We start from the raw sequence: 26,889 nt of genomic DNA, 5'->3' as shown, positions 1-26,889 counted from the left end.
TTTTTGATTAACTTTTATCGAAATCACTATTTCATTGAGGTCAATCTATGCTTTGGGATGTCATTCTTTGTGGTATACTTTACACGATTCTGATCGTTTTCGTCTTTGTGCGCACGAACAAAAAGCGAGGCAACAACGACTCAGATGGTGATGATGAGGGAGGATTGCCTGTATCTTTGCCGCCTGATATCGATCTGCCGCCAGGTATTTGCCTGCCAGATGATAGGCCAAAGAATACACAACCCGAAACCGAAGAGGTCTTTGCATGAACAATCCATTAAACGAACTCAAAAAGCTTAACAAGCTTAACCCCATCAAATACGTTCCCCTATCAGTCAGTCGCAAACGACCAAAAACCGGACTAGCTCCGGGGAGCCTCATTTACACTGGTAAGGTTTACAGTGATGAAATCAAAATCCAGGTGATTGACTACACAGATGACTATATCAATGAGGTAGAAATCAATGACGTCACAGAGTTAGAACAATTCAACCACCCCAACTCGGTTACGTGGATCAATATCCAGGGATTGCATGAAATCGAAACCATCTCCTCCATCGGCCAGCTCATGGGACTGCATCCGCTTACCATGGAGGATATTCTGGACACCAACCAACGTCCGAAAGTAGAAGAATTTGAAGATCATCTCTACATCTCCATGAAGATGATCAACCACATCGAATCTCACAATAAGATTGATATTGAGCAGGTAAGTATCATTGCTCACAAGCATTATGTGATTTGTTTCCAGGAAAAACCGGGTGATGTCTTTGATGACATCAGAAACAGATTGCGAAATGGAAAAGGTAGAGCGCGTAAACGTGGTGCTGATTACCTGGCATACATGCTGATGGATGTGGTGATTGACTTTTACTACGAAACGCTGGATCAGGTTTGGTCCAAGATCGAGCGATTGGATGATTTGGTGGTGAGACGTCCACAAAAAATTGAATTGGCAGATATTCAGGTGATCAGGCGTGATCTCATTCAGCTCAGGAGATACATGTATCCGGTAAGAGATGTCATACACTCACTTTCCAAAGATCAAAATGCACACTTTTTTAGTGAGCAAACATCCATGTTTGTCAGAGACTCCTACGATCATGCCGTGCAAGTGGTAGAGAATCTGGATACCTACCGAGAAATACTCAACTCTGTGATGGACCTCTACCTCTCGCAACTCAGCAACAAGATGAACGAGGTAATGAAAGTTCTGACTGTGATGTCGTCCATTTTCATACCGCTCACGTTCATTGCGGGGATTTATGGAATGAACTTCGAACACATGCCAGAGCTGGGTTGGGAATGGGCTTATCCGAAAGGGTTTTATACTTTATTGGGAGCTGTGGCGCTCTTCATGGTCATTTTCATGAAAAGCAGGAAATGGCTCTAACCAAGCATCTTTAGTCCTGTAGCTGCAGCTCAATAAAACTCTTGTAGGCTCCATCCTGTTGAGCAAGCAATTCTTCATGGGTACCGGACTCCACAATTTTACCCTGGTCTAAAACATAAATTTGATCGACACTACGAATAGTGGCCAATCGGTGTGCGATGATGATGGTGGTTCTGCCTTTCATTAACTCATTAAGTGCCTGCTGCACCAGATGCTCTGATTCCGCATCAAGGGAACTAGTTGCCTCATCCAAAATTAGAATATCCGGATCCTTGAGCACGGCTCGGGCAATGGCTATTCGCTGACGCTGACCACCACTAAGCTTGATTCCTCTCTCACCAACAGTCGTCTCAAAGCTTTCTGGAAACTGCTCTATAAAGTCAAGCGCATTGGCTTTTCTCGCTGCTTCCACCACTTCTTGGTGAGTGGCTTCCGGTTTACCATATTTGATGTTTTCTTCAATGGTTCCTCCAAACAATATCACTTCTTGCGGCACAATACCAATATGTGACCGCAACGACTGTACATCCAAATCTGCAATGCTTTTGCCACCAATGCTAATCTTTCCTTTATCCAAAGGATAAAACTTCATTAGAAGCTGTACAATGGTAGACTTCCCAGCTCCACTGTGTCCGACCAAAGCAGCCTTCTGTCCTTTCTTGATTTTCAGACTAATAGAATTTAAGACCTGCACTTCTGGACGCGTCGGGTAAGTAAACTCAATGGACTCAAAAGAAATATCTCCTTTCAAATCAGTGCTCTCTGCAGCCTTCTCTTCCCACTCAGGAGTTTCATCCTGTATTTCCAGGATGCGCTCAGCAGCTCCAACTGCCCTGGCTACTTGTCCGAATAAATCTCCGAGACCGGCAATAGAAGCCCCAATAAATGTGGTATACAAAATGAACTGCAACAGGTCACCAACAGTCATCTCACCAGACTGAACAAGCTTAGCACCGTACCACATGATGGCCACTATCCCGCCAAACAGCATGAATATAATAAAGGAGATGAATGCCCCACGCCAATTGGCAACTCGCAGTGCAGTTTTCACCACCTGATTCATCGATTTGCCATATCGGGCTATTTCGAACAGCTCGGAAGTGTAAGACTTCACCGCATGAATGCTCTGAACCGTTTCTTCTACAATCACATTGGCAGCAGCCAACTCTTCCTGGGTTTGCTTGGACAGTTTTCGAATAAATCGGCCGAAGAAAATGGCTACTAAAATGATTACAGGAAAGGTAGCCAACATGAACACACTCAAAGCCGGAGTGAGATAAAAAATCAACCCAACACCGGTGATGAGTATGATGAACTGTCGGATCAACTCGGCCAGTGTAGTGGAAAAGGTGTTTTGCAATATGGACACATCATTGGAGATGCGACTGATCAAATCCCCAGCTCGGTTCTTATCAAAAAAAGTAATCGGCAAAGCCATGAGCCTTTCGTAAAGCTCCACCCGAATGCTCGCCATGGCATTTTCAGTCACTCGGGCAAACAAAACCACTCTGAAAAAGGAAACAACACTCTGAAAAAAGAGTACACCAAGCAAGACTAAAGCCGCAGTGCCTATGTTATCAATAAACCAATCCTGATCACCGGAAGCGAGATCGATAAGCTTTCCCGAAACATATGGGAAAACCATAAATATTGAACTGGAAACTATTAATAAAATGAGGCCAATGATGAATGAGGCCTTGTATGGCCACATGTACTTAAAAATGCCCAGCAGGTTATTAAACCCATCCCTGCTTATCCTCTTCTTCTGCTCTTTGCTCATTGCACACTGATCGACCCGGATATCACATAGTCTACTTCATCTTGCAAAATCATCTTCTGACTTCCATCAATCTGATAAGATTTGAGTAGACCCTCTGCAAACTCCATGGTCAATTTTCGCTTGTTGGTATAAATGTATTTTTCCTCGTCGAGAAATGATTCAATGCGAATCAGCTCATCTTCAGAGTAGGTTAACTCAAACTGAGTAACTGCCAAATCTTCACTATTCGGCTGAAAGATGACTTTACCCGCCTTTTTTACCTCATTGAATGAACCTACGTAATACGGCTTATTGATATTGAAATCTTTGATAATGGCAAACTCATCACGCCACTGCGAGGTATCCGGCACAAACGTTCGCACCTCCTCTTCTCCATCCATTCTCACCACTTTTTGTACTTCGGCTCCCCTATCATACAAAACAAATACTTGCTGCTCCAGAAGGGAATCCAGATTGAAATATGCATGAAGTTGGCGGACTGATTCCTTGTTCTCTTCACAGCTCGCCAAAGCCCCAAGAACAATCAACGCCAGAAGGATTTTTCTCATGTTATAGCAATTCATCTCCAGTCATCTCGGCTGGCTTAGGCACTCCCATCATTTTCAAAATAGTAGGGGCCAAATCTCCGAGTTTTCCATCTTTGAGAGAACCAGTGTACTCATTATCTACCAAAATGCAAGGCACCAGGTTTGTGGTATGCGCTGTGTTTGGAGAACCGTCAGGGTTGACCATGATGTCAGAGTTTCCATGATCGGCTATGATAATGCTACTGTAGCCATGTTCCAATGCAGTTTCTACCACAGCTTTGGCGCAAGCGTCTACTGTTTCACAGGCCTTTACGGCTGCTTCAAACACACCCGTATGACCTACCATGTCAGGGTTGGCAAAGTTGAGACACACAAAATCAACCTCTTCTTTCTCAAGCTCAGGAATGATTTTATCACGAATATCTCCTGCACTCATCTCTGGCTGCAAATCGTAGGTCGCCACTTTTGGTGATGGACACATCAGCCTGGTCTCACCTTCAAACTCCGTCTCGCGACCACCTGAGAAAAAGAAAGTTACGTGAGGGTATTTTTCAGTTTCTGCAATTCGGATCTGTTTTTTGCCATTATTGGCCAACACTTCACCTAAGGTCATTTTCAAGTTGTCCTTGTCAAACACGACCTTCACATCTTTGAACGTATCGTCATAGTTGGTCATGGTGAGGTAGTATAGATCCAGTTTCTTCATGCCATGATCAGGAAAATCGTCCTGAGTCAATACCTGGGTGATCTCACGGCCTCTATCCGTACGGAAGTTGAAGCACATCACCACATCACCTTCTTCGATCTTTGCTCCCTTGGTATGAATAATTGGTTTGATGAATTCGTCAGTGACATCCGCATCATAGGAAGCCTGAATAGCGGCCTGTAGGTCATCTGATTCTACTTCTCCCTGAGCATTCACCATGGCATCATAGGCCAGCTTTACTCGCTCCCATCGCTTATCACGATCCATGGCGTAGTACCTTCCAGTGATGGAGGCTATAGTGCCTGTCGTCTGGTCCATATGCTCCTGAAGTTCTTTTAAGAAACCCTTACCACTTTTAGGATCACAATCACGCCCATCGGTGAACGCATGTACAAAAACATTCTCACAATCATTTGCTTTAGCCGCAGACAACAGCCCTTTCAAATGCTTGATATGTGAGTGCACTCCACCATCAGAAACTAATCCAATGAAATGTACTTTCTTGCCGTTAGTTTTAGCATAGTCAAATGCCGCCACTAGTTCTTGTTCCTTCGCCAGAGATCCATCTTCCGCGGCGTTGTTGATTTTTACCAGATCCTGGTAGACGATTCTACCCGCACCTATATTCATGTGGCCTACTTCTGAGTTCCCCATTTGGCCTTCCGGCAAACCCACCGCAAGTCCGGAGGCTTCCAGCTTACTATGAGCGTATTTGCCATAAAGGCTATCTACAAATGGAGTATTGGCTTTATCTATTGCTGAGACGGAAGTGTCCTGGGCAATTCCCCAGCCGTCAAGGATCATCAAAATTACTTTCTTATTCATAGGGCAAATATAACATCCATGACTCAAGGCATTTACAAGAAAACCGGGTTATCCGGCTTTTTGCTACAGATTATTTGATTGGCCAATTCAAGCACTTGGCGTGAATTTGGGTTAAAGCGGAACAATAATTCAATTGTGGCATAATTTTCGATAACTTTATCTCATGATCAATGCATCACTCATTTGGGTTGCCATCACTTTAGGCTTATTCAACATACAGCAAGACCAAATACTGGCCAACATCAGCACGGCCATGAAAGCGGGCAGTTCCAAAGAGCTGATCAAATACTGTAATGCCAACATGGAAATTAAGATGGATGGCAAAACGTCCAATTACAGCGTGGCACAGGCAGAGGTCATTCTGAAAGATTTCTTTCTCAAAAATCCTCCAAAAGGATTTCAATACATTCATCAGGGAGCCTCTCCTGAAGGACTGAAATACACCATAGGTACCTACAGTGTGGATGGCGGTAAATTTCGTGTGGTGATGGTCATCAAAAAGGTGAAAGAGGAGTTCAAAATCGACACGATCAACTTCAGCAAAGAATAAACGGTTTAAATGAGCCGTAAAATGGGTTTCTTTCCTAATTTTGCGGTCTTATGACGGGACCGTACCTCACAGAGCAAAACATTCGCTATTTCATCAAGACCGCACTATCAGAAGATATTGGTGATGGCGATCATAGTTCGCTGGGCAGCATTCCTGCTGATCAGGTGAGTGAGGCGCAGTTACTCATCAAAGATGAAGGCATCATTGCTGGTCTTACTCTGGCAGAACGGATCTTTCATTACGTTGACAAGAAGATTGAGATTGAGTTTTTTAAGAAAGATGGAGACTATGTGACCAACGGGGATATAGGGTTCATCGTGAAGGGTAATGCCCAGGCTATATTGAGTGCTGAACGTCTGGCACTAAACTGTCTGCAGCGGATGAGTGCCATAGCCACTTACACGCGCCGAATGACCCAGCTGATCAAAGGGTCGCGCTCTCGGCTACTAGATACACGAAAAACCACTCCGAATTTCCGACTTCCTGAAAAATGGGCCGTAGCAATTGGTGGTGGTGTCAATCATCGATTTGGTCTGTTTGATATGGTGATGCTCAAAGACAATCATGTGGACTATGCAGGTGGCGTGCGAAATGCTATCCTATCCACAGTTGATTATCTGAAAAGTAACCAGCTCGATCTGAAAATTGAAGTGGAAGTACGGAACCTTAGAGAGCTACAGGAAGTAATAGATACGGGACATGTAGATCGAGTACTCCTTGACAACATGTTGCCATCTGATATTCGAGAAGCCATCCGCATGATAGGCGGCCGTATGGAAACTGAAGCTAGCGGCGGTATCAATGAAAAAAACATCAGTGAGATAGCCGAAACCGGAGTAGATTTTATTTCGGTAGGAGCGCTCACACATTCCTATAAAAGTTTAGACATTAGCTTAAAAGCGATTAGATAGAAGATGATTGTAAGAACTAAAAAGTATCAACTCCCAACCAATACCTACATCAAAACGGCCCTTGGCTCTGTGCTAAAACAGCAGTGGTGGGTGGGGCTTATCTACCTGGCCATCTGTGCAGGATACCTGTGGATCCCAAATTGGTGGTGGGTCATCGGTGCCACCATTGCCTTGGCGCTGTACATATTGTTTTGGTTGATCCAGTTTGCTGGAGTGACTCAGTTGGAACAGGGCAAGTTCATGTTTCAAAAAATGAGCTATGAGATTTCCAGCCAACAGATATTGCTGAAACTCAACCCTAAGCAGGGAATGCCGATGAAGTGGGATCAAATCAAACGAGCTAAGAAAGGCAAAGATCACTTTGTGTTATTTGCTAGTAAAGCCCAGTTGCTTTACTTCCCTTTCAAAATCTTCAACAACGACAATGAAATTCGTTTCATAGAGACTGTCCTTAAACGAAAAGGCTATCTCAAAGAATGAGTACAGAGCGGTTAGTCAAGCAAGCTAAGGCTAAAGCCGCCAAATACTGCTCCTTACGAGAACGAGCGCCCTCTCAAGTGATGGAAAAACTCCTGGGATGGGAGCTAGAGGAAAACGTGGCACATCAAATACTCACTGAGCTGGTTCAGGAAAACTATGTCAATGAAGAGCGATTTGCTCGTGCTTACTGCCATGACAAGTTTGAGTTCAACAAGTGGGGGAAGCAACGTATTCGCATGGAACTCAGTCGACTGAAAGTTGGTGAGGATCTCATTCAGGAGGGTTTAAACAGCATTGATCCTGATCACTACTGGGAAATCCTCCAAGGTCTTGGTAAAAAAAAGTACGAATCACTGCGCACTGAAACGGACCCTTGGAAGCGCAAACAAAAAACCACTGCTTATTTATTACGTAAGGGATTTGAAATGGACTTCTGTATAGAAATTGTGAACCGATTGTCTGACAGCCAACATTAAATGAATCGCTTTAGTCAGATATTTTATAAATTAAGTCCTTAAATCCTTACAACTATGCTAAAATTAATCTGTATCCTGGCAATTCTATTCGTGCAAGACACGGACTGGAATACCAACAAAAAAGGAGTGGTAGCCGAAGGCTATGACGTAGTTAGCTACTTTGACGGTACGCCCAAAAACGGCAATGAACAGTTTGTGACCACCTACCAGGGTGGCAGGTTCTATTTTAGCAACCAGGTCAACCTGAATAAATTCAAAGAAAAACCAGAAAAATATGCCCCAGCATATGGTGGATGGTGTGCATATGCAATGGCCGAGTCTGGCGACAAAGTCTCCATTGACCCTGAAACCTACACCATCACTGATGGTAAGCTTTTTTTATTTTATAATCGGCTTGGAAACAATACACTGAAGCCCTGGAAAGAAAATGAGTCTGAGTTGATCAAAAAATCACTAATCAACTGGCAAACCAAGTATCAACACTAGCGGCTAAGAGAGTTTATGTCAATCAATCAATCTGCAATCAACTTATTGGATCAATTACAAGATGTAGTGGATCAATTCTCAGCAGAAAGTTTTTCTAAACCCGTACCAACTCTAAGCAATAGCAGCGTTGGCCAACATGTACGACATACCCTGGAGTTTTTCATCTGTCTAATGGATGCTGAAAACGACCGTGCCATCAACTATGACCAGAGAAAGCACGACCCCTTCATCGAAAAAGACCCAAAACTGGCCTCTGACATCATTGATACGGCCAAGGACTTTTTTGCTCAGGAGTGTGACGATTTTGCACTCGTGATGGAAGCCAACTATGAAATAGACAAGGATGAGACCACCAGTATTCCATCCAGCTATTTGCGCGAGTTGGCGTACAATATTGAGCATGCCATTCACCACATGGCGCTGATCAAAGTGGGCGTCAAGTCATGTTTCCCTGGCATCAATCTGCCCGATCACTTTGGGGTGGCCAGCTCCACGGTTCGTTATCAAAAATCTCAAAATGCCTGATGACCTCAGGCTTTAGTAGGTTTTGGCATAAATTAACTCATTGGGAATACTGGCCCTTTGGCGTGCTTTACTTCCCTGTCTACTTTTACTTTACGTGGCTCGCAATCCGGTGTAGATCTTTTTTCTTTTTCACAGCAGCCAATCCATCCATCGATTTTGGTGGAATGCTCGGTGAAAGCAAAGACGAGATCTTCAAACTGATACCGAATCGGTTCATTCCTGAATACAGTCTTGTGGAGCCTGGAGACTTGCCTACAGCACTATCGGTAGGTGAAAAGCTGAACTACCCGCTCATTTGCAAACCCGATATTGGTGAGCGTGGAAATCTGGTGGAAGTCATTGGCAGTGAAAGCGAACTAGAAAAATATCTGGCCAAATGCCCTGTTCCTTTCTTAATGCAGGAGCTGATTGATTATTCCATTGAGTTGGGTGTCTTTTTTGTGAAAATACCTGGTGAGTCAAAGGGAAAAATCACTTCCATCGTCCAAAAGGATTTTTTACATGTTATCGGAGATGGGCAAAATTCAGTTGAAAAGCTGCTTCGTAGAAGTGAAAGAGCCATGCTTCAGCTGGACATTGATCATCCTCGGTTTCAGGAGCTTCTAGATCAGGTACCAAATGAAGGTCAAAAAGTGATAGTGGAACCCATCGGCAATCACTGTCGCGGCACCACTTTCCTCAATCAAACTGGCCAGGTCACTCCACCGCTCAATGAAGCCTTCAATCAGTTAGCGAATGAAATAAATGGTTTCTATTTTGGGCGGTTTGACCTGCGATGTAAAAGTTTTGAGAAGCTGGAACGACTCGAGAGTTTCAAGATTTTAGAACTAAACGGAGCTGGAGCGGAACCAGGCCACATTTATCAACCGGGCTACCCGCTATGGAAAGGCTATCAAGCCATTTTGCAGCACCTGAAACTATTGGCCAAAGTGAGTCGCGCCAATCACAAAAGAGGTGTGAAATACTGGACATTGAAACAAGGAATCACTAAAATGCGAGCGATTAAAGCGTACAACAAAATCGCTCAGAAAAAATGAGTTTACAGGTTCTGATCGTGGCTTTTGTGGTAAGTTATCTGGGATCCATTCCTCCTGGCACTATCAATATCACCAGCATGCAGCTGTCTGTGCAGGGGTTGAAGCGTCCTGCCTTCTTTTTTGCACTTGCGGCTTCACTCACTGAGTTTATCTATGCAGGTATCACCGTGAGATTTCAAATCTACCTGAGCAAGCATCCTGCATTTACAGAAAACTTCACCATCATCACAGCCATAGCCATGATAGTGATTGGTGTGATCAACATGTTCAGCACCACCGACACCAACAAGCTGATTACCAGAGCCAGTGAAATGAAAGGCAGGAATGGCTTCAAACGAGGTGTAATACTTGGAGTATTGAATCCGCTAACAATTCCTTTCTGGCTGGCAGTGACTGCCTACTTACAAGCCAACGAATGGGTCGACCTGGAAGCAAGCCATTATTGGTTGTATTTGGTGGGAATCTCTACAGGAACGTTTTGCCTTCTACTGACTGTGAATAGCCTGGGTCAGAAATTTACGAGCATTGCCAGTAATCAGTTTCTTGTTCACAAAGTGCCGGGAATCGTCTTTATTGGTCTTGGGATTTACAACTTATATCAATGGGCTAATTTTTAGGCAAAGTGTCTGCCTTTGCTCGTTTCTCTAACTGCTTTTTTAAATCAAAATAAATATAAAACCCGCGCAGTACCATAGTGAGCACCAATGGAACAAGTGCTTCGTGTAGCGGCTGAGGCAATGCTGTCCACAGTAAGAGTAGCAAGAGGTACCATGCACTCACGATTAAGAAAAATCCGCTCAGGAATTTCTGTAACTTTTTCACATTAAGCATGTAAGCGAAAGGTATAAACACCGGTATCGCCCAGAGCACATTCATGTTCTCTTTGGACAGATGCTCAGTTCCGGCCCAAAGGAATACCAACCACCAGCCGATCACTCCAGTAAGTGTAAAAACAATTGGATCAATCCATTTGGTACGTTTCTCTTTTTTGAAATCTCGATTGGTGATAAAACCAACCACAAAAAACAGGAACACAAACACATTGAAAGGGGTAAAAACACCATTGGATAAATCCTCTGGAGTCGGCTCATATACCTGAATGGTTTCGGCTATTAACGGAACAGATACCGAATCTCTGGACAATGTGGCCCCTTCGAAACCACGAGCGATATAATCCGGTAGGAACATGTATTCTGTCGCTGTGGCTTCCTTATCTATCTGCATACCCAAACCGATATCAATGATCCAATCTCCCCATGGCTGATACTGTAGATAATCATCCATTAGATCTCGGATAGTTTTGCCTTCCTCTACATAGCTGGTATCGAACTGAATTCTCCCGGGAAAGTTATCAACGATCACATCCCGGATCTTCGTTGCACAGTTGTCATACACATAATTGTAGTAGTACTCCCTGTTTTCGGGTTTATAGTTTTCAGCCAGAAAATCCACTAGTTGCTGTTTTTCTGCCTGTGTCAGATTCAGTCGCTGCTCAATGATGTACCGATTGTCTTTTTCGTAGGCTCTTCTGAAATTAGCATACCGCGACATGCCGAGTTTATATAGCATCTTACCCCGAGCAAAATTCCAATAGAAATTTTCCTGATCGAAATCAAACACCCCATAGTTATAGACCCAATCAATTTTCCGAACAGGATCTTTCAGATGAATAGCGCTGTGTCCGAAAGCAGAATACAACTCTCCCTGATATGGTCCCAGAGTCATCACATAAATCTCTGCCTGATCCGACAACTTGACGTCTTGTGCCAACAGCACCGTTCCACTGAGAAGAAAAATCGAAAAAAGGAGTGTTTTCCAGTTCATGTCCGGGTAATGATTTATAAGTTTATCCTATGTATATCAATCTGAACGATAGTGTCCGATTGGCTTCAAAGCTAACCCTTAAACGGCTAAATAACGCATGGAAGGTATACAGCTCGTTTCAGAAAGCGCGGAAAACAGGCGTTCCGGAGATTACAGGTTTGCCAGTCAGTATTTCCGTGGAGCCAACCACTGCCTGCAACCTCCGCTGCCCGGAGTGTCCTAGCGGTCTTCGATCTTTCACCCGACCTACCGGAAATCTGGACCCAACGCTCTTTTACAATCTAATAGATGAGATTGGAGATACGCTCTCCTATTTGATTTTTTACTTTCAGGGAGAGCCCTATCTCCATAAACAACTGCATGAGATGATCCGGTACGCCAGTGACCGTGGCATCTACACAGCTACTTCTACTAATGCCCACTTTCTCGATGAAGAAACGGCCATTAAAACGGTGGAGTCTGGTCTGGACCGGCTAATCATTTCCATTGATGGCGCTACTCAGGAAACTTACGAGTCTTATCGCAAGACTGGTAAACTGGACAAAGTACTCGAAGGCACTAAAAACTTGGTCAAGGTCAAAAAAGCGCTTGGGAAGAAAAACCCACACATCGTTTGGCAGTTCCTCGTCGTGCGGCCAAATGAGCACGAGATTCCCACCATCAGGGAAATGGCTAAAGAATACGGTGTAGATCAACTTGGGTTTAAAACAGCACAGATTTACGACTATGAGTTTGGGAATGACCTGATTCCAACGATTGAAAAGTATGCCCGATATGAACAGCTGGATGATGGCCGCTTTGCGATTAAAAACGCCATGAACAACGAATGCTGGAAGATGTGGCACTCCTGCGTAATGACCTGGGATGGTCGGGTGGTTCCTTGCTGCTTTGACAAAGACGCACACCATGTGCTCGGCAACACATCAGAGAACTCATTTTCAGATATCTGGCACTCGGAAGCTTACCAGAATTTCAGGGGAACACTACTCCAATCCCGAGATCAGATAGACATGTGCAAAAACTGTACAGAGGGAACGAAGGTGTGGATTTAATTCTTCTTGAACAGGTCAAAAAGATCATTCTTACAGTTAATGAAAATAGCTCGTTGCTGTGTAGGTACAAATCTTTGTCGCGGTTCTGGATTGGTAACTGAAATTAATACTCTTGCCGAATCATTTATCATCTCAAACTCATAGCTTGACCCATCAAAAACTGAGATGGTGAGCATCCCACCATTAGGATTAGCCTTAGAGTCTAAATTCAAGGAATCACCACTAAAACTCCAAAAACCTACTGAATCCATGTAATCAATAACTCGCAGTACTTTCTTTGTATCTATGTTTATTCTCTGTGATTTAGTTCTACCCAGCCTAAAATTCTTTCTTTTCTTAATACTCACCTTAAAGGACTCAATATCCTTATCTCGCTGTTTAATCACATAATATTCACGGCTTTTAAACCAAAAAGATATCTCATTAAATACAAAGATTCTCTGAAAATTAGCCTCAAAAAGTGTCTTTCTTAGTGATGTCTTAGAAAGTATGATATCAGAAGGGGATTTCAAATACTGTCCGTGAACTACAAAGGACAATAAGATAAGATTTGAAGCAATTAGAAATTTTGAAATATGGGTAATCAAAACCAATGCTTCTTAATCACCTTTAGTAGTTCCGCATGAACAGGCCCTGCAGCGACCATTTCCTTTCCAAATAGAAAGTCATTTTGGCCTTTGAAATCGGTGATGGTACCACCAGCTTCCTGCACGATGATCACTCCAGCAGCTACATCCCATGGGTTGAGGTTGTACTCAAAAAAAGCTTCGTATCGACCACAGGCCACATACGCCATGTCCGTTGCAGCACTTCCTACGCGTCGCAGGCCGTGTGCATCTTTCATCAGTTCATTGAGGATGGCCAGGTAGTCATGCAGCTTTTCGAAGTTATGCACTGGGAATCCTGTGGCAAAAAGACTTTCATCGATAGTAGACGCTGGAGTCACTTTGATGGGCTCATCATTTAGAAACGACCCTCCACCTTTCCAGGCATAAAAGCATTCATCGCGATTCACCTCGTAGACCACTCCGGCTACTACCACGTCACCTGCCATCAGCCCAACACTTACCGCGTAGGTAGGCAAACCATGGACGAAGTTGGTTGTACCATCTAGTGGATCAATTACCCAGGTGTACGCCTTTTGATCTTGTGAGATCGTGTTTTCCTCTGTAATAAAACCTGCTTCAGGAAGGATATTCTTCAGTCCTTCCACCAGCTTTTTTTCGGTTTCCTTATCCACATAGGATACCAGATCACTCTTTCCCTTGAGCTCTACCTGATCTACAGAAAATTTTTTTGATTCTTCTCTGATGAATTCACCTGCCACCCGAGCTAATGTGGCCGTAGATAATGTGATTTTTTGAAGGTCAATCATTTCTCCCTTCTAAGATAATGACAAACTCTCCTTTTACCGTATGATTGTTGAAATGATCAATCACCTCTGGCAACGAGCCTGTTACCGTCTCTTCAAATTTCTTGGTGAGCTCCCTGGAAACAGAAACTTTTCGTGCTGCTCCCATGTACTCCACGAACTGCTCGAGTGTTTTGAGTAGCCGATGAGGAGACTCATAAAATACGATGGTTCGCTCTTCTTCAGCCAACAGTTTCAATCGGGTTTGACGCCCCTTTTTATGAGGTAAAAAGCCCTCAAAGACAAACTTATCAGATGGCAAGCCGGACTTCACCAATGCCGGCACAAAAGCCGTAGCACCCGGCAAGCACTCTACCTTTAGGTCTGCCTCGGCAGCAGCTCTGGCTAATAAAAATCCTGGGTCAGAAATTCCAGGTGTACCGGCATCAGTGATCAACGCCAGCGTTTCTCCATTCTTCAGCCGCTCAATGATTGCATCGGTTCGTTTGTGCTCATTGAAGGCATGAAAGCTTTCTGTTGGAGTGGTGATCCCGTAGTGCTTCAGCAACACTCCAGACGTGCGGGTATCTTCCGCCAATATTTTATCTACGGTATTTAAAACGTCTACAGCACGGTATGTCATATCAGCCAGATTGCCAATAGGCGTGGGTACCAGATAGAGACTCGTACTGTTTTCCATAAATTAATTCACCAGTTCATCGATTGCTGCTGCTAACTGTCGGTCTTTGTCAGTGACCTTGTCACCAGCGTCGTGCGTATTGAGCTCAAAGGACACCGTATTGTACACGTTGCTCCAGTTGGGGTGGTGATTCATCTTTTCAGCGATGATTGCCACTGAACTCATGAAGCCAAACGCTTCGATGAAATTATTGAATTCAAATGTCTTCTTCAGCTTATTGTCTTCTTCTTTCCACATAATGTTGTTCTTTTATAGTGCAATACAACCTTCTATCTTGTTTGCTTCTATGTAAACGTCCAACACCCCCTGACTTGTTTTCATTTCCGCAGATGCGGTCACACTAATGTACTTCCCATTGGAGCTTTCGCGGTATTTGATATCCGCAAAAGGCAAAATTTCTACCACATCATCACGCTTCTCATGAGGCACAATGAACTTGAAAATGTAGGTTCCAGGAAACGTATGCTGATCTTCAAGCTTTTGACGAAATGACTCGATATCCCAACTCATAATCTGAAAGTAAAAAAAAGCCAGTGAAATTCACTGGCTTCTAAATTGTTATTCGTATTTCTTATTTAGAAGAATTTGTAGCGTTTGTCTTCGATCTCTGCAAATTCCTTGACGGCATTGTCAAGTGACTGTGGTACAAATAGAGGAGTAAAACTCAGTGGGAAGTTTGCAATAACAGCTTGTCTGGATCTTCTCTCACTAGCCACAGTTGCTTTGTAGGATTCATAGTTCTCCTGATCTGCAGCCAAACTCTTGGTAGTAGCAGAAAGCACTAGGACACCATTTGTAATTTCAAAAGGAGCAGTTTTCTCACCTTCCTCCAAAGAAAAAGCTACACCCACCGCCTCAGGAGCAAACCCAACATTAGGGAACGAGTTGCTGCTCAATGTAAGATCTGCAGAACCAGTTCTTGCTTCAGAACCGTATGCTTCTTTCATTGCATCGAAGTTATCAGCGCTAATTCCTGCCAATTTATCCTTGATGTATTTTGTTTTCTTCTCGTTAAGTACTTTGCTTTCAATCTCGTTTCTCACCTGGCTAAGTTTCGCAGTTCCTTCCATTTGACGTCCGGTCATCACGGCCACCACATAGCTGTTTTCTAGTTCGAATACATCAGATACCTTATCTACATCTCCCTCATTATATAGCCAAAGTGTAACCGCTCTAGCATCCGTGATCGTACCAACTCTGGAGTCATTTTTCGCCAGGCTGGTAGCGTTTCTCACCTTCAATCCAGCCTCTTGTGCGTTGCTAGTGAATGATTCCGTATCGTCACTGTTGGCAGCAAGAAGGTCTGCTTGTCTATAGATCTCATTGAGTGTAGCGTCACTCTCAAACAATTCTTTTTCGATCACAGCTACTTTGTATGTAGTGTATGTCTTAGGCTCGTCGATTCTGATAATGTGGAATCCGAAAGTGGTCTCCACTGGCTCCGCTAAAAGACCAGTACCTCGGTGAGCAAATACAGCGTCTTTAAATGCCTGCACAAAACTTCCATTTTCACCAAACCACCCAAGGTCACCACCGTTGTTAGCGTTTGACTGGTCGGCACTATTTGCCGCTGCGAGCTCATTGAAATCAGCTCCTCTTTTCAGCTGTCTAAGGATGTCATTTGCTTTTGATCGAGCTTCAGCTTTCGCTGACTCTGATGTGCCATCTGATTCGATCAGGATATGTCTTGCTTTCACGAAAGCCTCATCTCCTTCTGAAATATCAGATAACTTTTGAATGGTATATTTCCCTGCAGAGAGTACTGGCTCACTTACTGTTCCTATCTCTGCGCCTACCAGGCTCACCGGCACTAAACTTGGGTCGCTGATAGATCGGTAATAATTGGCACCATCAGAGTTTCTCATTGCGAAAACAGAATCATTCTCTGCGTCTGCCAAACCTTGAGCCAATGACATGATCTCTTCTTTCACGAAAGCACTATCATCTGCAGAAGGCTCTATCGGGAAGGAAACATAGCTGATGCTTCTAGATTCTTCTCTTTGGTATTCCTCACTATGATCCGAAAGGTATGATTGCAGCTCTGAATCAGAAACGCTAAACATGCTATCGCTTACGCTGAAGAACGGCACGTAGAAGTAGTCCACTGACATGTTGCTATTCTGAGCTACATATTTTCCTTTGGCCTCAGCAGTAGTCACATAGCTGGTGAGGTCCATTAGGTTGCTGTATTTCTTGGTCAGTCTGCTCTGAATCAGACTTTGCTCGAAAGTCAACCATGACGCTCTCTGTGTAGCCGGAGCAGAGCCAAGCGATGAAAGGAACTGGGTTACGTTGGATCTGGCAAACTGTCCGGTGTTAGGATCTGTGAAAAATTGCTTGATCTGTGGATCTATATTGTTTCCCTGTACCATGTCTACCTGCTCGGTTTCTGTCACTTGGATACCAAGCGCTGCGAATTGTGGGTAATATGCATTGTCCAGAATCAAGGCATTCCATGCTTGCTCTCGAATGGTTTTTTGCTCATTGGCCTGAGGCTCTCTACCATTGTTAACAGCAAATACGTAAGAAAGCTCGTCTACTTTAGCCTGGAACTCTTCATAAGAAATGTCCTTTCCCGCTATTTCAGCAATATTTCGATCGTTTCCACCGAATAGGAATGAATTGGATTGGAAAAGATTCGTTAGAATGAATGCAAACATTGAGAATGCGACGAAAGCCACCACTATCTTGCCCATTCTCTTCCTTAATGTGTTTATCAGCGCCATATTTTCTTATGCGTAGTTTTTTTGAAGACGGCAAAAATAACCACATGTGCACTAATTAAAAAATGATTCTAAACCTTTGATTTACAAGGCTTCTTCCTTGTCCAGAATGGTAAGCTTCACCTTATCGATTCGATTCTCCTCCATGGTGAAAATGGTGAAGTGAAATGGCGGTATCAGAATGGCCTCATTGACCGATGGAATGTCTTCATGAAATGCCAGTATCAGTCCTCCCAACGTATCGTATTCGCCAACAGGAAGCTCCCAATTATACTTATCATTAAGGTAGTCCACTTCGTGTCGCGCACTCAAGATGTAGTTGTGATCATCTATCTGCTCCTCTTCCAGGTATTCATCATCGTGTTCGTCACGGATCTCCCCAAAAATCTCTTCTATGACGTCTTCCATAGTGACTATCCCTGAGGTACCGCCATATTCATCTACCACGAGCGCTATGCTTTTCCGCTCCGTGATGAATTGGATTAGCAGCTCATTGGCCAGCATGGTTTCAGGCACAATCAAGATTGAAGTAAGGATGTCTTTGATTTTTTCTGGTTTTTTGAACAGCTCTAGAGAATGGCAATAACCAATCACCTCATCTATGGATTCTTTATAAACCAAAATTTTCGAATGCCCACTTTCAATAAACTCCTCCTTCAACTCCTCTATGTCATCATTCACATCCACGGCCACAATCTCAGTCCGCGGAATCATGCACTCACGCACCCTAATAGTTTTGAATTCAATGGCATTGTTGAAGATCTTAGCGTCGATTTCTGGCTCTTCCTCCTGTTCGATGTTTAGGATATTCTTTTTGATGTAGTTGTTAAGGTCAGTGAGTCCATATACAGGTTTATCTTCCGAGTAATCGAACCTCAGGCCTTTGGTAATGATGAATCTCGAAACTCCGGTGATCAGCCATACCACAGGAAACAGAATGAAGTAGATGGCTGCCATCGGTAATGCAAACACTGTGAGCATGGTATCCGGGTTGAGCATAAAAAGACTCTTGGGTAAAAACTCCGCAGTAATTAATACAATGATGGTAGACAGCAAAGACTGGGACACCAAAATCACCACATCGGTGGAAAGAGTAGGTGGCAGGACATCATAAAGCCAAGGCTCCAGCAATTTGGCCATCAGGATACCATAAAGCACAATACTTAGATTGTTTCCTACCAACATCGTAGCCAGGAAATGCGATTTTTTCGTCACAAACTCAGAGAGGATCTTCCCCGTGAAGGTCCCCTTTTTGCTCATTACTTCGATGTGCAGCTTATCCGCAGAGATGAAGGCTATCTCAATACCTGAGAAAAATGCAGAGAATAGTAGGCAAATTAAAATGCCGATGTAGAGGGAGGGGTCTTCCATTGGTGACTAAAAATACTATTTATTACGCTCTCTTTGACCTTTTCGATACCAAAATACAAAAAGTAGCCCAAGGGATACCATGAAGATTCCGTAGGCTTCACCCATACCAAGAACCATTACCTCGTAGATGCCAATAACAAAAAAAGCAACCGCTAGTGAAAAAAGGATGTAATCCAGCAATTTCATAAGTCCTCAATGAAGATGGTTCCCTGAGGCTTCAGTATTCGATAAGACGAGAAATCCTGATCAGCTCTTAAGCCTTCTCCTTTATGGATTTCGTCTCCAGATTGGATGGTTACAAAGCGCTCTGTAAAAAACTCTTCGTCTTCAGGGCTCCAATAGAGCTCTTCGGTATTTAGTTCATCGCCAGTTTCAGTATTGGTCACTACCACGTTGCCCTCGGACTTATACAAGTTGTCTTTAGAGTTATAATAAACAAAGTCAGCTTTGAACGTAGAAACAATAGTTCCCTCATCGTCGAGGTATTCCAGGTACAGACCATTTGGCCACTCTCTATCACCTGACTCATAGTTTCGCTGCTTTGGAGCCTTAAGGATCAGTTTTATTCTTGCCGAATCACTCATTTTGGTATGGATACTGTCCATTTCCAGCAACGGTCCATCGTACAACTCATCGTTCATGATTTCTTTGCGATCCTCACAGGAAACCCAGCCCAGGCTTAATATCACTACAGCCCAAACAAAAAAACGGTCATGAACCATCGTCATGACCGTTTGAATGTATGTTCTTACCTTATTAATTAGCAGGTCTTCTTTCAAGTTTCACTGTTTCGTTGATCCAGCAGCCCACAGTCAGACTTTGTCCTTCTTCCATGTTCTCATTGAAGATCTCCTCGATGGACGGAAACTGTGCTTTTGCAGAAGCCATCCGCTCAGAGTCACCACCTTTTTGATACATTTCGTATGCTGCCAGGAATACGCCTCTATCCGTTACTCTACTTTCACCAGCTTTGCATTCTTCAAAGCTATTCATGTACAAGTCGCCGATGAAGACATAGGCCTCCTTATTAGAAGGATCAAAGGCTAGTGCTCTTCTGGCACTTGCTCTAGCTTGTGATTTACTTGCAGCTGACTGAGTTCTTGCCAATGAAAGATAGACTTCCGATTTTTTAGAATTATCGTCTGTTAACTCTACCGCCTGCTCAAAATATTTCTGTGCCTTAGCTTTGTCACCATCAGCTGCTGCTTTCTGTGCAATAAACTTGGCAATACCATAGTCAGGAGCTTCAACAATCACTAACTCAGCAGTTTCCATTGCCAGCGGATTGTCGGTACATTTTTGCTGAATCATCAAAGCGAAGATTTTTCTTGCCAGCTTAGGATCTTTTGTTTCTCTGAACTTAGGTCCAAGCTTCTCCACGATAAAGTCACAATCTACATCTACCGTAGCAGTCAATAGCTTGTCCACGTATTCGGAAATTTTATCCAGACGGTCCGCGTTGCCACCACTAGCCTTTTGCTCTGCAATTACATCAGTTATCTGAGTATATTTTTCAAACACTTCTTCGTCGGAAATTTCACCTCCCGTTAACTTATAACGTCTTATCACGTCCATGTAAGACACAAGATTAGAAGAGAAGAAATCTGCTCCGTTTAATTCAAAAGCTCTATTAAAGATTTTATAGAGTTCAGGATACTTCGGCTGATCATCCTTATAATATTTATAAGCAGTGTTCGCCTTTCTATTCATCACCTCTGCTTCATTATCGAAGTATTTGATCCTCAGATCGTACATCTCCAGTGCCTTAGCTTGATACTCCAGTGTTTGCTGTTTATCCGGCGTGTTATCTGCTAACCCTTCATAAATTTTCGCACCATTGATGTAAATGGAAGCATTGAGGTCTGGCGTGTTTTTCAACAACCAGGAGTGTGGCCCTATGGCCGCTTTCCAGTTCTCTGCTTTTACAAAATCTGCGTAAAGTGCATTCTTCTCCTTAGCCTTATCTACAGAATCTCCCCAGTTCCAACCAGGCTGCGCAGTAGCTATCACCGCAACTGAGACCACAAACACAAGACTTAAAAGGTGCTTAGTAATCGAATTCATAAGCTTACTTTTTAATCAATCGTATAGTACTTTTCTAAACCATCTGTCGTTAATCGTTGCACCTACAACCACCTGAAAATAATTTTCCCTAATCAGGTTATTATCTGTGGTGCCCCTAAACCCATATTTGAAAGCAACATCCATACTGGAATAGCCACTTACAGGAAAAGAAGCACCAAAATTAATACCAAAATCATTAATTTCTGTACTATTCTCCAGATAAGGTAGCTGCTTAAAGTTGAAACCAAGACGATATGACGTACGACTCAGGTAACTGTTTACACTCTGGTAATCTGGTATAAACTCCGCTCCTGCTGCCACTAACAGCGTATTTCGAACCTCATTTGCATCTGAGTCATCTGCATTTACCCAGTTGGTATAAGTAAAATCTAGTCCAACTCGTAATTTGTTTAAATTTTCATAAGAAATTCCTCCGCCAATATATTGGGGCAAGGTAAATTCTGTCTGCTGACCATCAGCAATCACCTGTTGCTGAACGATGGTACCTCCAAAACTCAAACGTCTTAATGTAATGTCCTGTGTGCCTTCGATTGCTTTGGATAATCCAGAGACAGCACCGAAGGTCATTAGGTTTCTTTCTTTCAATTTCATCTGATAAGAAACACCTAAGGAGAAATTGATGTCTGAGTACCTGGAAGTCTCATAATACGACACCAGATAGTTAGTAGATAGATCCTCTCCTGAAAGTGCTACACGCGAGTCTTTATTGATATTGCCGAATATGTATGCAGCTTTCACCCCCACATTCAATTGATCAAATAGTCGAAAACCATTTGCCCATACTACTTGCGTAAGTCCGCCATCACCAATATACTGCACGGTCCTGGCGACATTGTCCAGCGTATCTCGACTAAACGTGTTATACTTGGTAGTAGTCAAAGGCAGCACGGCTAGTGCTGAGGACCATTTGTTTCTCACGATAGGATAACTCATCGCCAGGTAACGCAGGCTGATTGATTCAGTGTGGGAGCTCGCCTGCTCAGTAGCATATCTTCTGAAATCGGTCTGAAGACCTACCTGGAAGGTGCTGAAAGTGTTGTAAGTCAGCATGGCGGGATTCTGTAAATTGATATGCCATGGAGTAGGAGTACCTATACCCACCTGACCCATTGCATAGTTATGCGGCAGCCCTTCATAGAGAAACTCACCTACTCCATAGTTGGAGTACGGAGAACTAATGGACTGAGCACTCAAAATGCTGGAGAAACAAAGAGTTAATCCCAGTAAGCCAAGTTTTATGATCTTCATTGATTCTTTATCAAAATTCTATTTAAGCCGGTCAGCACCAAATCAAAGTCCGCAAAGATGGGTGCTTTTACTTTGGATTCAAAGTGGTTGGTATCTCCACCGGTCATCATAACGACCAATTGGTCATATTCTTTCAAAAAGGAGGAGATAAAACCGTCTATTTCGTGAACTGAAGCCGATAATGAGCCCGCTAACAAACATTCTCTGGTAGACTTACCCAAATTTTTTAACATAATTTGTGACATCTCACCACTTATGTCTGGCAATCGTCGAGTGTAGTCACTCATAGCTTTCATACGCATGGTCAATCCTGGAGCAATTACTCCGCCCTGGAAAATACCCGCCGAATCAATGATATCATAGGTGATGCAGGTACCACAATCGATGACAAGCACATTTCTTTCAGGAAACTGATAGGCAGCGCCTGCTGCTGCCGCTAATCGATCAACACCGAGGGTTTCTGGAGTATCATAGTTGACCCTAATGGGAAGAGGAGTATTGTGGTCCAGAAACAAAACATCCTCGTCAGAAAACACCTCTTTTAAGACCTGCTGATCATCGCTGACCGAACCGAAAATCCATTGATGTTCCTTGCGTCCATAATGATCCAATAGATCCTCATATCCCTTGCAGGTGTATGTTGGCTCCTTGGCAGATTCTGCAAAAAGGGCAGATTTAATTCGCGTATTTCCGATATCTACAGCTACATTCGGCATATTTCCGCTCTTGTGGAAGTTTAGTGCAATGACAAAAATAAGAATAGCTTGAATCAATACCATGTTTTAGGTGTCATGTCGGGATCATCCCTGGATGGACTGGATGTTTGCTTGTGTGAGTTTGACCATTCCGATCACGGCTGGAACTATAAGCTATTGAATACAACTACGTTAGAGCTCCCACAAACTCTAATGGAGCAATTGAGGACTGCTGATCAGCTTAGTGCAGAGGAATTGACAACTCTAGATCTGAGCTATGGATCGTGGATTGGGGAAGTGTTGAAAGTATTTCTCAAGACCTGTCCGATACGTCCTGAACTCATCGGCATTCACGGGCACACTGTTTTTCATGACCCAATTGATAAAAAGATTTCTCTACAAATAGGCAATGGAGTGGTTATCAGTGAAAGCACTGGTATTGCGGTGGTGGATAATTTCAGAATGGCAGACATTTCACTTGGTGGTCAAGGGGCACCTCTTGTCCCTGCAGGAGAACACCACCTGTTTCCACAGCACAGTATCTTCCTTAACCTTGGTGGTATTTGTAATTTATCCATTCATAGTGCAGATGGCATCACTGCCTGGGATATTGCTCCATGCAATCAGGTATTCAATCACTTTGCTCAACTACAAGGTCAAAAATATGATTCTGGCGGAAATATGGCTCGATCTGGTCAGTACCACCGAGAATGGTCGAAGTATATCCGATCGCTCGACTATTTTAAACAGCTTCCTCCCAAATCACTAAGTAATCAGTGGACGCAAAAAGTACTGGCACATGCCCCTCAAAGGGCTGAAGATGCTCTACATACCTATGCCGTTACCGTGAGCCAGCTCATCGCAGATGCCATACACATTAGACAAGCGGAAGAGGTGAATGTGCTAGTAACTGGAGGTGGCGCCTTGAATCAATTCCTAGTGGATCAGATCAAATCCAGGTTAATTGCCGGAGAAACGCTCACCATTCCTGATCCTGGGTTGATAGCCTACAAGGAGGCACTCATTTTCGGATTTCTGGCTCTGTTAAGGAAACTTAATATTCCCAATGTGTACGCGTCAGTAACTGGCGCTCAGCGAGATAGTGTATCCGGAGACCTTCATGATGTCGGTTAGACGCACAGAAGACCTTTATTTGATTAAATTTGCGGCCGATTCATGTACAAACATCAATTGCCCCAATGAAAGAATTACTAAAAAAGTTTGAAGACAAAACCCCTGAAATTGTTTTTGAATGGTCTGATTCTGAAACCGAAGCAGAAGGCTGGGCGGTCATCAATTCACTAAGAAACGGTGCTGCCGGAGGTGGAACCCGAATGCGAAAAGGCCTGGACCGACGTGAGGTGGAATCCCTCGCCAAAACCATGGAAATCAAGTTTACTGTTTCTGGACCTCAAATAGGTGGTGCCAAGTCAGGTATCAACTTTGACCCGAAGGATCCTCGCAAAAAAGACGTACTCAAACGCTGGTACAAAGCCGTATTTCCATTACTCAAATCCTACTATGGAACTGGTGGAGACTTGAACGTGGATGAGATTCACGAGGTGATTCCCATCACAGAAGGGTTTGGCCTTTGGCATCCACAAGAGGGGGTAGTTAACGGACACTATGATCCACCAAAGCCTCAGAAAATCCATATGATTGGCCGATTGCGTCAGGGTGTTTCTAAGATATTGGAGGATCAGAACTATGTGCCTACGTCTGATACCAAGTATACCGTTTCAGATATGATCACTGGGTTTGGTGTGGCTGAATCGGTACGTCACTACTACGAAATCTGGGGTGGCGATCTTTCTTCCAAGCGTGCAATTATTCAAGGCTGGGGCAATGTAGGTGCTACCGCCGCTCTTTATCTGGCTAAATATGGGGTGAAGATCGTAGGGATCATAGATCGGGAAGGAGGTATCATTGACACCAGTGGTCTAGACCTGGAGGGAGTGAAAAAACTGTTTTTTGATCGAAATGGTAATCAATTGGTAGCAGATAATGCTATTCCCTTTGATCAATGCAATGAGCAAATCTGGTCTACTGGAGCAGAAATCTTTATCCCTGCGGCGGCTTCCAGATTGGTATCTAAGCAACAAGCTGAAAGGCTCATTGCCAACGATTTGGAAGTAGTGGCCTGTGGTGCCAATGTACCGTTTGAAGACCGTGAAATATTCTATGGACCAATTGCCGAATATGTGGATCAGCGAGTCGCTCTCATTACAGATTTTATCTCCAACTGTGGTATGGCAAGAACATTCGCTTATTTGATGGATCCAAAAAATGACCGGAAGGTGACCGATGACGAGATCTTCAGTGACACCTCGCAAACGATTGAAAAAGCGCTAAAAAAAGTTTACGATAAAAACCCGGAAAAAACTGGGTTGGCACAGACTGCTTTTGAGATTGCGCTCTCCCAACTAATTTAAATTCTGGCTTGTTTTTCAGCCTGCAAATGATAATTTTAGTGATATAGATGACCCGAAAGCCTTGATGAATAGAACAATTTTTACATTTCTTATTGCCTTTTCTTTAATTGGGAACATAGGACATGAGGCTTTAGCATCTGATCGTGCCAACGATGACATGGAACTGGTGGCGGACGACACTTCTGAATCTGAAGCCATAAGTAGCGACAGTGAAGAGGGCGAACACCACGGACCAGCAGGATGGAGCGTGATCCCTTTTGTGGTTCTACTCCTGATGATTGCCACCGGACCTTTGTTTTACGAACACTTCTGGCACAAAAACTATCCGAAAGTTGCTGTTGCTCTTGCCGCTATTGTTGTAGGCTATTATTTATTTGTATTGCACAACCATCACGGCCCGGTACATGCGTTTTTTGAGTACTTTCAGTTCATTGCGCTACTTACTGGTCTCTTCGTAGCTTCAGGGGGCATCATGATCATTGTAGACAAGAAATCCACACCGGGTGTCAACATTGGCATTCTTGCCCTGGGTGCGGTTATAGCAAACATTATCGGAACTACAGGAGCATCGATGCTGCTCATCAGACCATTCATCCGTTTAAATAAAAACCGGATTAAGGCATATCACATCATTTTCTTCATTTTCGTGGTAAGTAACATAGGAGGCTCGCTAACACCTATTGGTGATCCCCCGCTGTTTCTAGGCTTTCTAAAGGGAATTCCATTTTTCTGGACGCTTAGTCATAACCTGCTTCCTTGGGCTTTTGCGATCATTCTCTTGCTGATAGTGTTCTTTTTTATGGATAAGAGCAACAAGGCAGACTATTCGTTTGGTGAAGAAATAGCCGAACCTTCTGGAAAATTGGGCTTGAGAGGTACCCGAAATTTCATCTGGCTTGGTGTGATTGTAGCCGCGGTATTCCTGGATCCAAACGTATTTGATTGGGTGCCTGGTATCATGTACGAAGGACAGAAGTTCTCCTACATTCGAGAAATCATCATGCTCACAGCTGCCTATTGCTCCTATAGATTTGCCGACAAACAGGCATTGAATGGTAATGATTTTAGTTTCGAGCCGATCCGCGAAGTGGCCTTTATCTTTATTGGGATATTTGGCACCATGATGCCGGCACTAGAGCTCGTGGGAGCTTTTGCCAAATCACCAGCCGGCGTAGAGTTGATCACGCATAACACCCTCTACTGGGGTACTGGGATGCTCTCTGGTTTTCTGGACAATGCGCCAACATATGTCAATTTCCTCACTGCAGGAATGGCTGCAGATGGAGCCAGCATCAACAGTGTGAGTGATGTGGTAGGTTATGCCTCTGGCATGTTTAAAGACTCCATCATCGAGTTAAAAGCAATCTCGGTTGCCGCGGTATTCTTTGGTGCCATGACCTACATCGGTAATGGACCCAACTTCATGGTGAAGTCAATAGCTGAGCAAGTCGGTATCAAGATGCCTTCCTTTTTTGGATACATCATCCGATTCTCCATCCCGTTTTTGGTGCCTCTTTTGGTGCTGGTTTGGCTGGTGTTTTTCTACTGGGAAATTCTATAAATAGTATAAAAAAAGGCCGATTCAAAAGGTTAATAGATGGTCAGGGTAAGCCTGCCTGACGGTAGGCAGGACTCTCGAACCCTATTTATTGATCATAAGACCACATTTCGAGAACCTCAATGTGACAAAATGTTCCTATTATTTTCCTTTT

Annotated in this window: 29 protein-coding genes; 14 read left to right on the top strand and 15 right to left on the bottom strand. The window is 43.6% G+C overall.

All coding sequences use genetic code 11. From position 1 onward, the window contains the following. Positions 1 to 47 precede the first annotated feature (47 nt). Positions 48 to 269 carry a hypothetical protein gene (locus ACO067_RS12745; RefSeq protein ID WP_421874718.1) on the top strand — a complete coding sequence of 74 codons (222 nt, stop codon included), beginning with the start codon at positions 48 to 50 and terminating at the stop codon, positions 267 to 269. Next, positions 266 to 1,393, top strand: coding sequence for a magnesium/cobalt transporter CorA (corA, locus tag ACO067_RS12740; RefSeq protein WP_421874716.1), 1,128 nt, complete (start codon positions 266 to 268; stop codon positions 1,391 to 1,393). Before ACO067_RS12745 ends, corA begins: the two co-directional genes overlap by 4 nt. A gap of 10 nt (positions 1,394 to 1,403) precedes the next feature. Here corA and ACO067_RS12735 read toward each other — a convergent pair whose 3' ends face one another. The 3 genes from ACO067_RS12735 to gpmI are packed head-to-tail and all read right to left on the bottom strand — an operon-like array spanning position 1,404 to position 5,231. Continuing rightward, the gene (locus tag ACO067_RS12735) at positions 1,404 to 3,173 is read right to left on the bottom strand and encodes an ABC transporter ATP-binding protein (protein WP_421874715.1); all 1,770 of its coding nucleotides are present in this window, start codon (positions 3,171 to 3,173) and stop codon (positions 1,404 to 1,406) included. Then, positions 3,170 to 3,721 (bottom strand): hypothetical protein, encoded by a 552-nt coding sequence (locus tag ACO067_RS12730; RefSeq protein WP_421874714.1) that lies wholly within the window; start codon positions 3,719 to 3,721, stop codon positions 3,170 to 3,172. Before ACO067_RS12730 ends, ACO067_RS12735 begins: the two co-directional genes overlap by 4 nt. A 1-nt stretch (position 3,722) precedes the next feature. Next, positions 3,723 to 5,231 (bottom strand): 2,3-bisphosphoglycerate-independent phosphoglycerate mutase, encoded by a 1,509-nt coding sequence (gene gpmI, locus ACO067_RS12725; RefSeq protein ID WP_421874712.1) that lies wholly within the window; start codon positions 5,229 to 5,231, stop codon positions 3,723 to 3,725. 163 nt (positions 5,232 to 5,394) lie between these two features. Here gpmI and ACO067_RS12720 point away from each other — a divergent pair, with 163 nt between their 5' ends. Genes ACO067_RS12720 through ACO067_RS12685 form a run of 8 tightly spaced genes read left to right on the top strand, consistent with a single transcriptional unit; the run spans position 5,395 to position 10,313 of the window. Then, a complete protein-coding gene (locus tag ACO067_RS12720; protein WP_421874711.1) occupies positions 5,395 to 5,781 on the top strand; it encodes a DUF4783 domain-containing protein in 387 nt (128 codons plus the stop codon). A gap of 50 nt (positions 5,782 to 5,831) precedes the next feature. Continuing rightward, entirely contained in the window at positions 5,832 to 6,692 is an 861-nt protein-coding gene (gene nadC / locus ACO067_RS12715) for a carboxylating nicotinate-nucleotide diphosphorylase (RefSeq protein WP_421874710.1), read from the top strand. 3 nt (positions 6,693 to 6,695) lie between these two features. Continuing rightward, positions 6,696 to 7,172 (top strand): YcxB family protein, encoded by a 477-nt coding sequence (locus ACO067_RS12710; RefSeq protein ID WP_421874709.1) that lies wholly within the window; start codon positions 6,696 to 6,698, stop codon positions 7,170 to 7,172. Further along, a complete protein-coding gene (locus tag ACO067_RS12705) occupies positions 7,169 to 7,648 on the top strand; it encodes a regulatory protein RecX (RefSeq protein WP_421874708.1) in 480 nt (159 codons plus the stop codon). The genes ACO067_RS12710 and ACO067_RS12705 overlap by 4 nt, the downstream gene beginning before the upstream one ends. A gap of 54 nt (positions 7,649 to 7,702) precedes the next feature. After that, on the top strand, positions 7,703 to 8,134 hold the full coding sequence (locus ACO067_RS12700) for a YHS domain-containing (seleno)protein (protein WP_421874707.1): 432 nt from the start codon (positions 7,703 to 7,705) through the stop codon (positions 8,132 to 8,134). Positions 8,135 to 8,149: 15 nt separating this feature from the next. Next, complete coding sequence (locus ACO067_RS12695) at positions 8,150 to 8,659, top strand: DinB family protein (protein ID WP_421874706.1); 510 nt, start codon at positions 8,150 to 8,152, stop codon at positions 8,657 to 8,659. Beyond that, positions 8,659 to 9,696, top strand: a complete 1,038-nt coding sequence (locus ACO067_RS12690; protein WP_421874705.1) for a hypothetical protein — start codon at positions 8,659 to 8,661, stop codon at positions 9,694 to 9,696. Before ACO067_RS12695 ends, ACO067_RS12690 begins: the two co-directional genes overlap by 1 nt. Further along, complete coding sequence (locus ACO067_RS12685) at positions 9,693 to 10,313, top strand: LysE family translocator (protein WP_421874704.1); 621 nt, start codon at positions 9,693 to 9,695, stop codon at positions 10,311 to 10,313. Before ACO067_RS12690 ends, ACO067_RS12685 begins: the two co-directional genes overlap by 4 nt. Here the strand turns inward: ACO067_RS12685 and ACO067_RS12680 are convergent. Next, entirely contained in the window at positions 10,303 to 11,520 is a 1,218-nt protein-coding gene (locus ACO067_RS12680) for a DUF4105 domain-containing protein (protein WP_421874702.1), read from the bottom strand. The two genes, ACO067_RS12685 and ACO067_RS12680, sit on opposite strands and share 11 nt — an antisense overlap. Before the next feature lie 29 nt (positions 11,521 to 11,549). Between ACO067_RS12680 and ACO067_RS12675 the strand changes: the two genes are divergently transcribed. Next, a complete protein-coding gene (locus tag ACO067_RS12675) occupies positions 11,550 to 12,572 on the top strand; it encodes an SPASM domain-containing protein (RefSeq protein WP_421874700.1) in 1,023 nt (340 codons plus the stop codon). Here the strand turns inward: ACO067_RS12675 and ACO067_RS12670 are convergent. From ACO067_RS12670 to ACO067_RS12620, 11 genes are all read right to left on the bottom strand, one after another. After that, the gene (locus ACO067_RS12670; RefSeq protein ID WP_421874698.1) at positions 12,569 to 13,111 is read right to left on the bottom strand and encodes a hypothetical protein; all 543 of its coding nucleotides are present in this window, start codon (positions 13,109 to 13,111) and stop codon (positions 12,569 to 12,571) included. The genes ACO067_RS12675 and ACO067_RS12670 overlap by 4 nt on opposite strands. Positions 13,112 to 13,155: 44 nt before the next feature. Next, a complete protein-coding gene (locus ACO067_RS12665; protein ID WP_421874696.1) occupies positions 13,156 to 13,947 on the bottom strand; it encodes an inositol monophosphatase family protein in 792 nt (263 codons plus the stop codon). Beyond that, positions 13,940 to 14,623 (bottom strand): 16S rRNA (cytidine(1402)-2'-O)-methyltransferase, encoded by a 684-nt coding sequence (gene rsmI / locus ACO067_RS12660; protein ID WP_421874694.1) that lies wholly within the window; start codon positions 14,621 to 14,623, stop codon positions 13,940 to 13,942. The genes ACO067_RS12665 and rsmI overlap by 8 nt, the downstream gene beginning before the upstream one ends. Before the next feature lie 3 nt (positions 14,624 to 14,626). Continuing rightward, entirely contained in the window at positions 14,627 to 14,860 is a 234-nt protein-coding gene (locus tag ACO067_RS12655) for a 4a-hydroxytetrahydrobiopterin dehydratase (protein ID WP_421874692.1), read from the bottom strand. Between the two features lie 12 nt (positions 14,861 to 14,872). Beyond that, positions 14,873 to 15,133 carry a DUF493 family protein gene (locus ACO067_RS12650; RefSeq protein WP_421874690.1) on the bottom strand — a complete coding sequence of 87 codons (261 nt, stop codon included), beginning with the start codon at positions 15,131 to 15,133 and terminating at the stop codon, positions 14,873 to 14,875. Positions 15,134 to 15,198: 65 nt separating this feature from the next. Beyond that, entirely contained in the window at positions 15,199 to 17,349 is a 2,151-nt protein-coding gene (locus ACO067_RS12645; RefSeq protein WP_421874688.1) for a peptidylprolyl isomerase, read from the bottom strand. 81 nt (positions 17,350 to 17,430) lie between these two features. Then, the gene (locus ACO067_RS12640; protein ID WP_421874686.1) at positions 17,431 to 18,717 is read right to left on the bottom strand and encodes a hemolysin family protein; all 1,287 of its coding nucleotides are present in this window, start codon (positions 18,715 to 18,717) and stop codon (positions 17,431 to 17,433) included. A 182-nt stretch (positions 18,718 to 18,899) separates the two neighbouring features. Further along, entirely contained in the window at positions 18,900 to 19,496 is a 597-nt protein-coding gene (gene lptC, locus ACO067_RS12635) for an LPS export ABC transporter periplasmic protein LptC (RefSeq protein ID WP_421874684.1), read from the bottom strand. Further along, positions 19,474 to 20,781, bottom strand: a complete 1,308-nt coding sequence (locus ACO067_RS12630; protein WP_421874682.1) for a hypothetical protein — start codon at positions 20,779 to 20,781, stop codon at positions 19,474 to 19,476. Before ACO067_RS12630 ends, lptC begins: the two co-directional genes overlap by 23 nt. A 15-nt stretch (positions 20,782 to 20,796) precedes the next feature. Next, positions 20,797 to 22,050, bottom strand: a complete 1,254-nt coding sequence (locus ACO067_RS12625; protein WP_421874680.1) for a hypothetical protein — start codon at positions 22,048 to 22,050, stop codon at positions 20,797 to 20,799. Next, positions 22,047 to 22,829, bottom strand: a complete 783-nt coding sequence (locus ACO067_RS12620; protein ID WP_421874678.1) for a type III pantothenate kinase — start codon at positions 22,827 to 22,829, stop codon at positions 22,047 to 22,049. Before ACO067_RS12620 ends, ACO067_RS12625 begins: the two co-directional genes overlap by 4 nt. 12 nt (positions 22,830 to 22,841) lie before the next feature. On the opposite strand from ACO067_RS12620, the gene ACO067_RS12615 reads away from it, so the two are divergent. The 3 genes from ACO067_RS12615 (at position 22,842) to ACO067_RS12605 (ending at position 26,738) form a co-directional block, all read left to right on the top strand. Next, a complete protein-coding gene (locus ACO067_RS12615) occupies positions 22,842 to 23,879 on the top strand; it encodes an anhydro-N-acetylmuramic acid kinase (protein WP_421874676.1) in 1,038 nt (345 codons plus the stop codon). Positions 23,880 to 23,944: 65 nt separating this feature from the next. Then, complete coding sequence (locus ACO067_RS12610) at positions 23,945 to 25,177, top strand: Glu/Leu/Phe/Val dehydrogenase dimerization domain-containing protein (protein WP_421874674.1); 1,233 nt, start codon at positions 23,945 to 23,947, stop codon at positions 25,175 to 25,177. A 64-nt stretch (positions 25,178 to 25,241) separates the two neighbouring features. Further along, positions 25,242 to 26,738, top strand: coding sequence for a sodium:proton antiporter (locus ACO067_RS12605; RefSeq protein WP_421874672.1), 1,497 nt, complete (start codon positions 25,242 to 25,244; stop codon positions 26,736 to 26,738). Positions 26,739 to 26,889: the final 151 nt, after the last annotated feature.

Source organism: Marinoscillum sp. (assembly GCF_965229915.1).
In the GTDB taxonomy this organism is placed as follows: domain Bacteria; phylum Bacteroidota; class Bacteroidia; order Cytophagales; family Cyclobacteriaceae; genus Marinoscillum.
The sequence above is the reverse complement of the archived record's forward strand: the minus strand, read 5'-3'. Positions and strand labels throughout refer to the sequence as shown.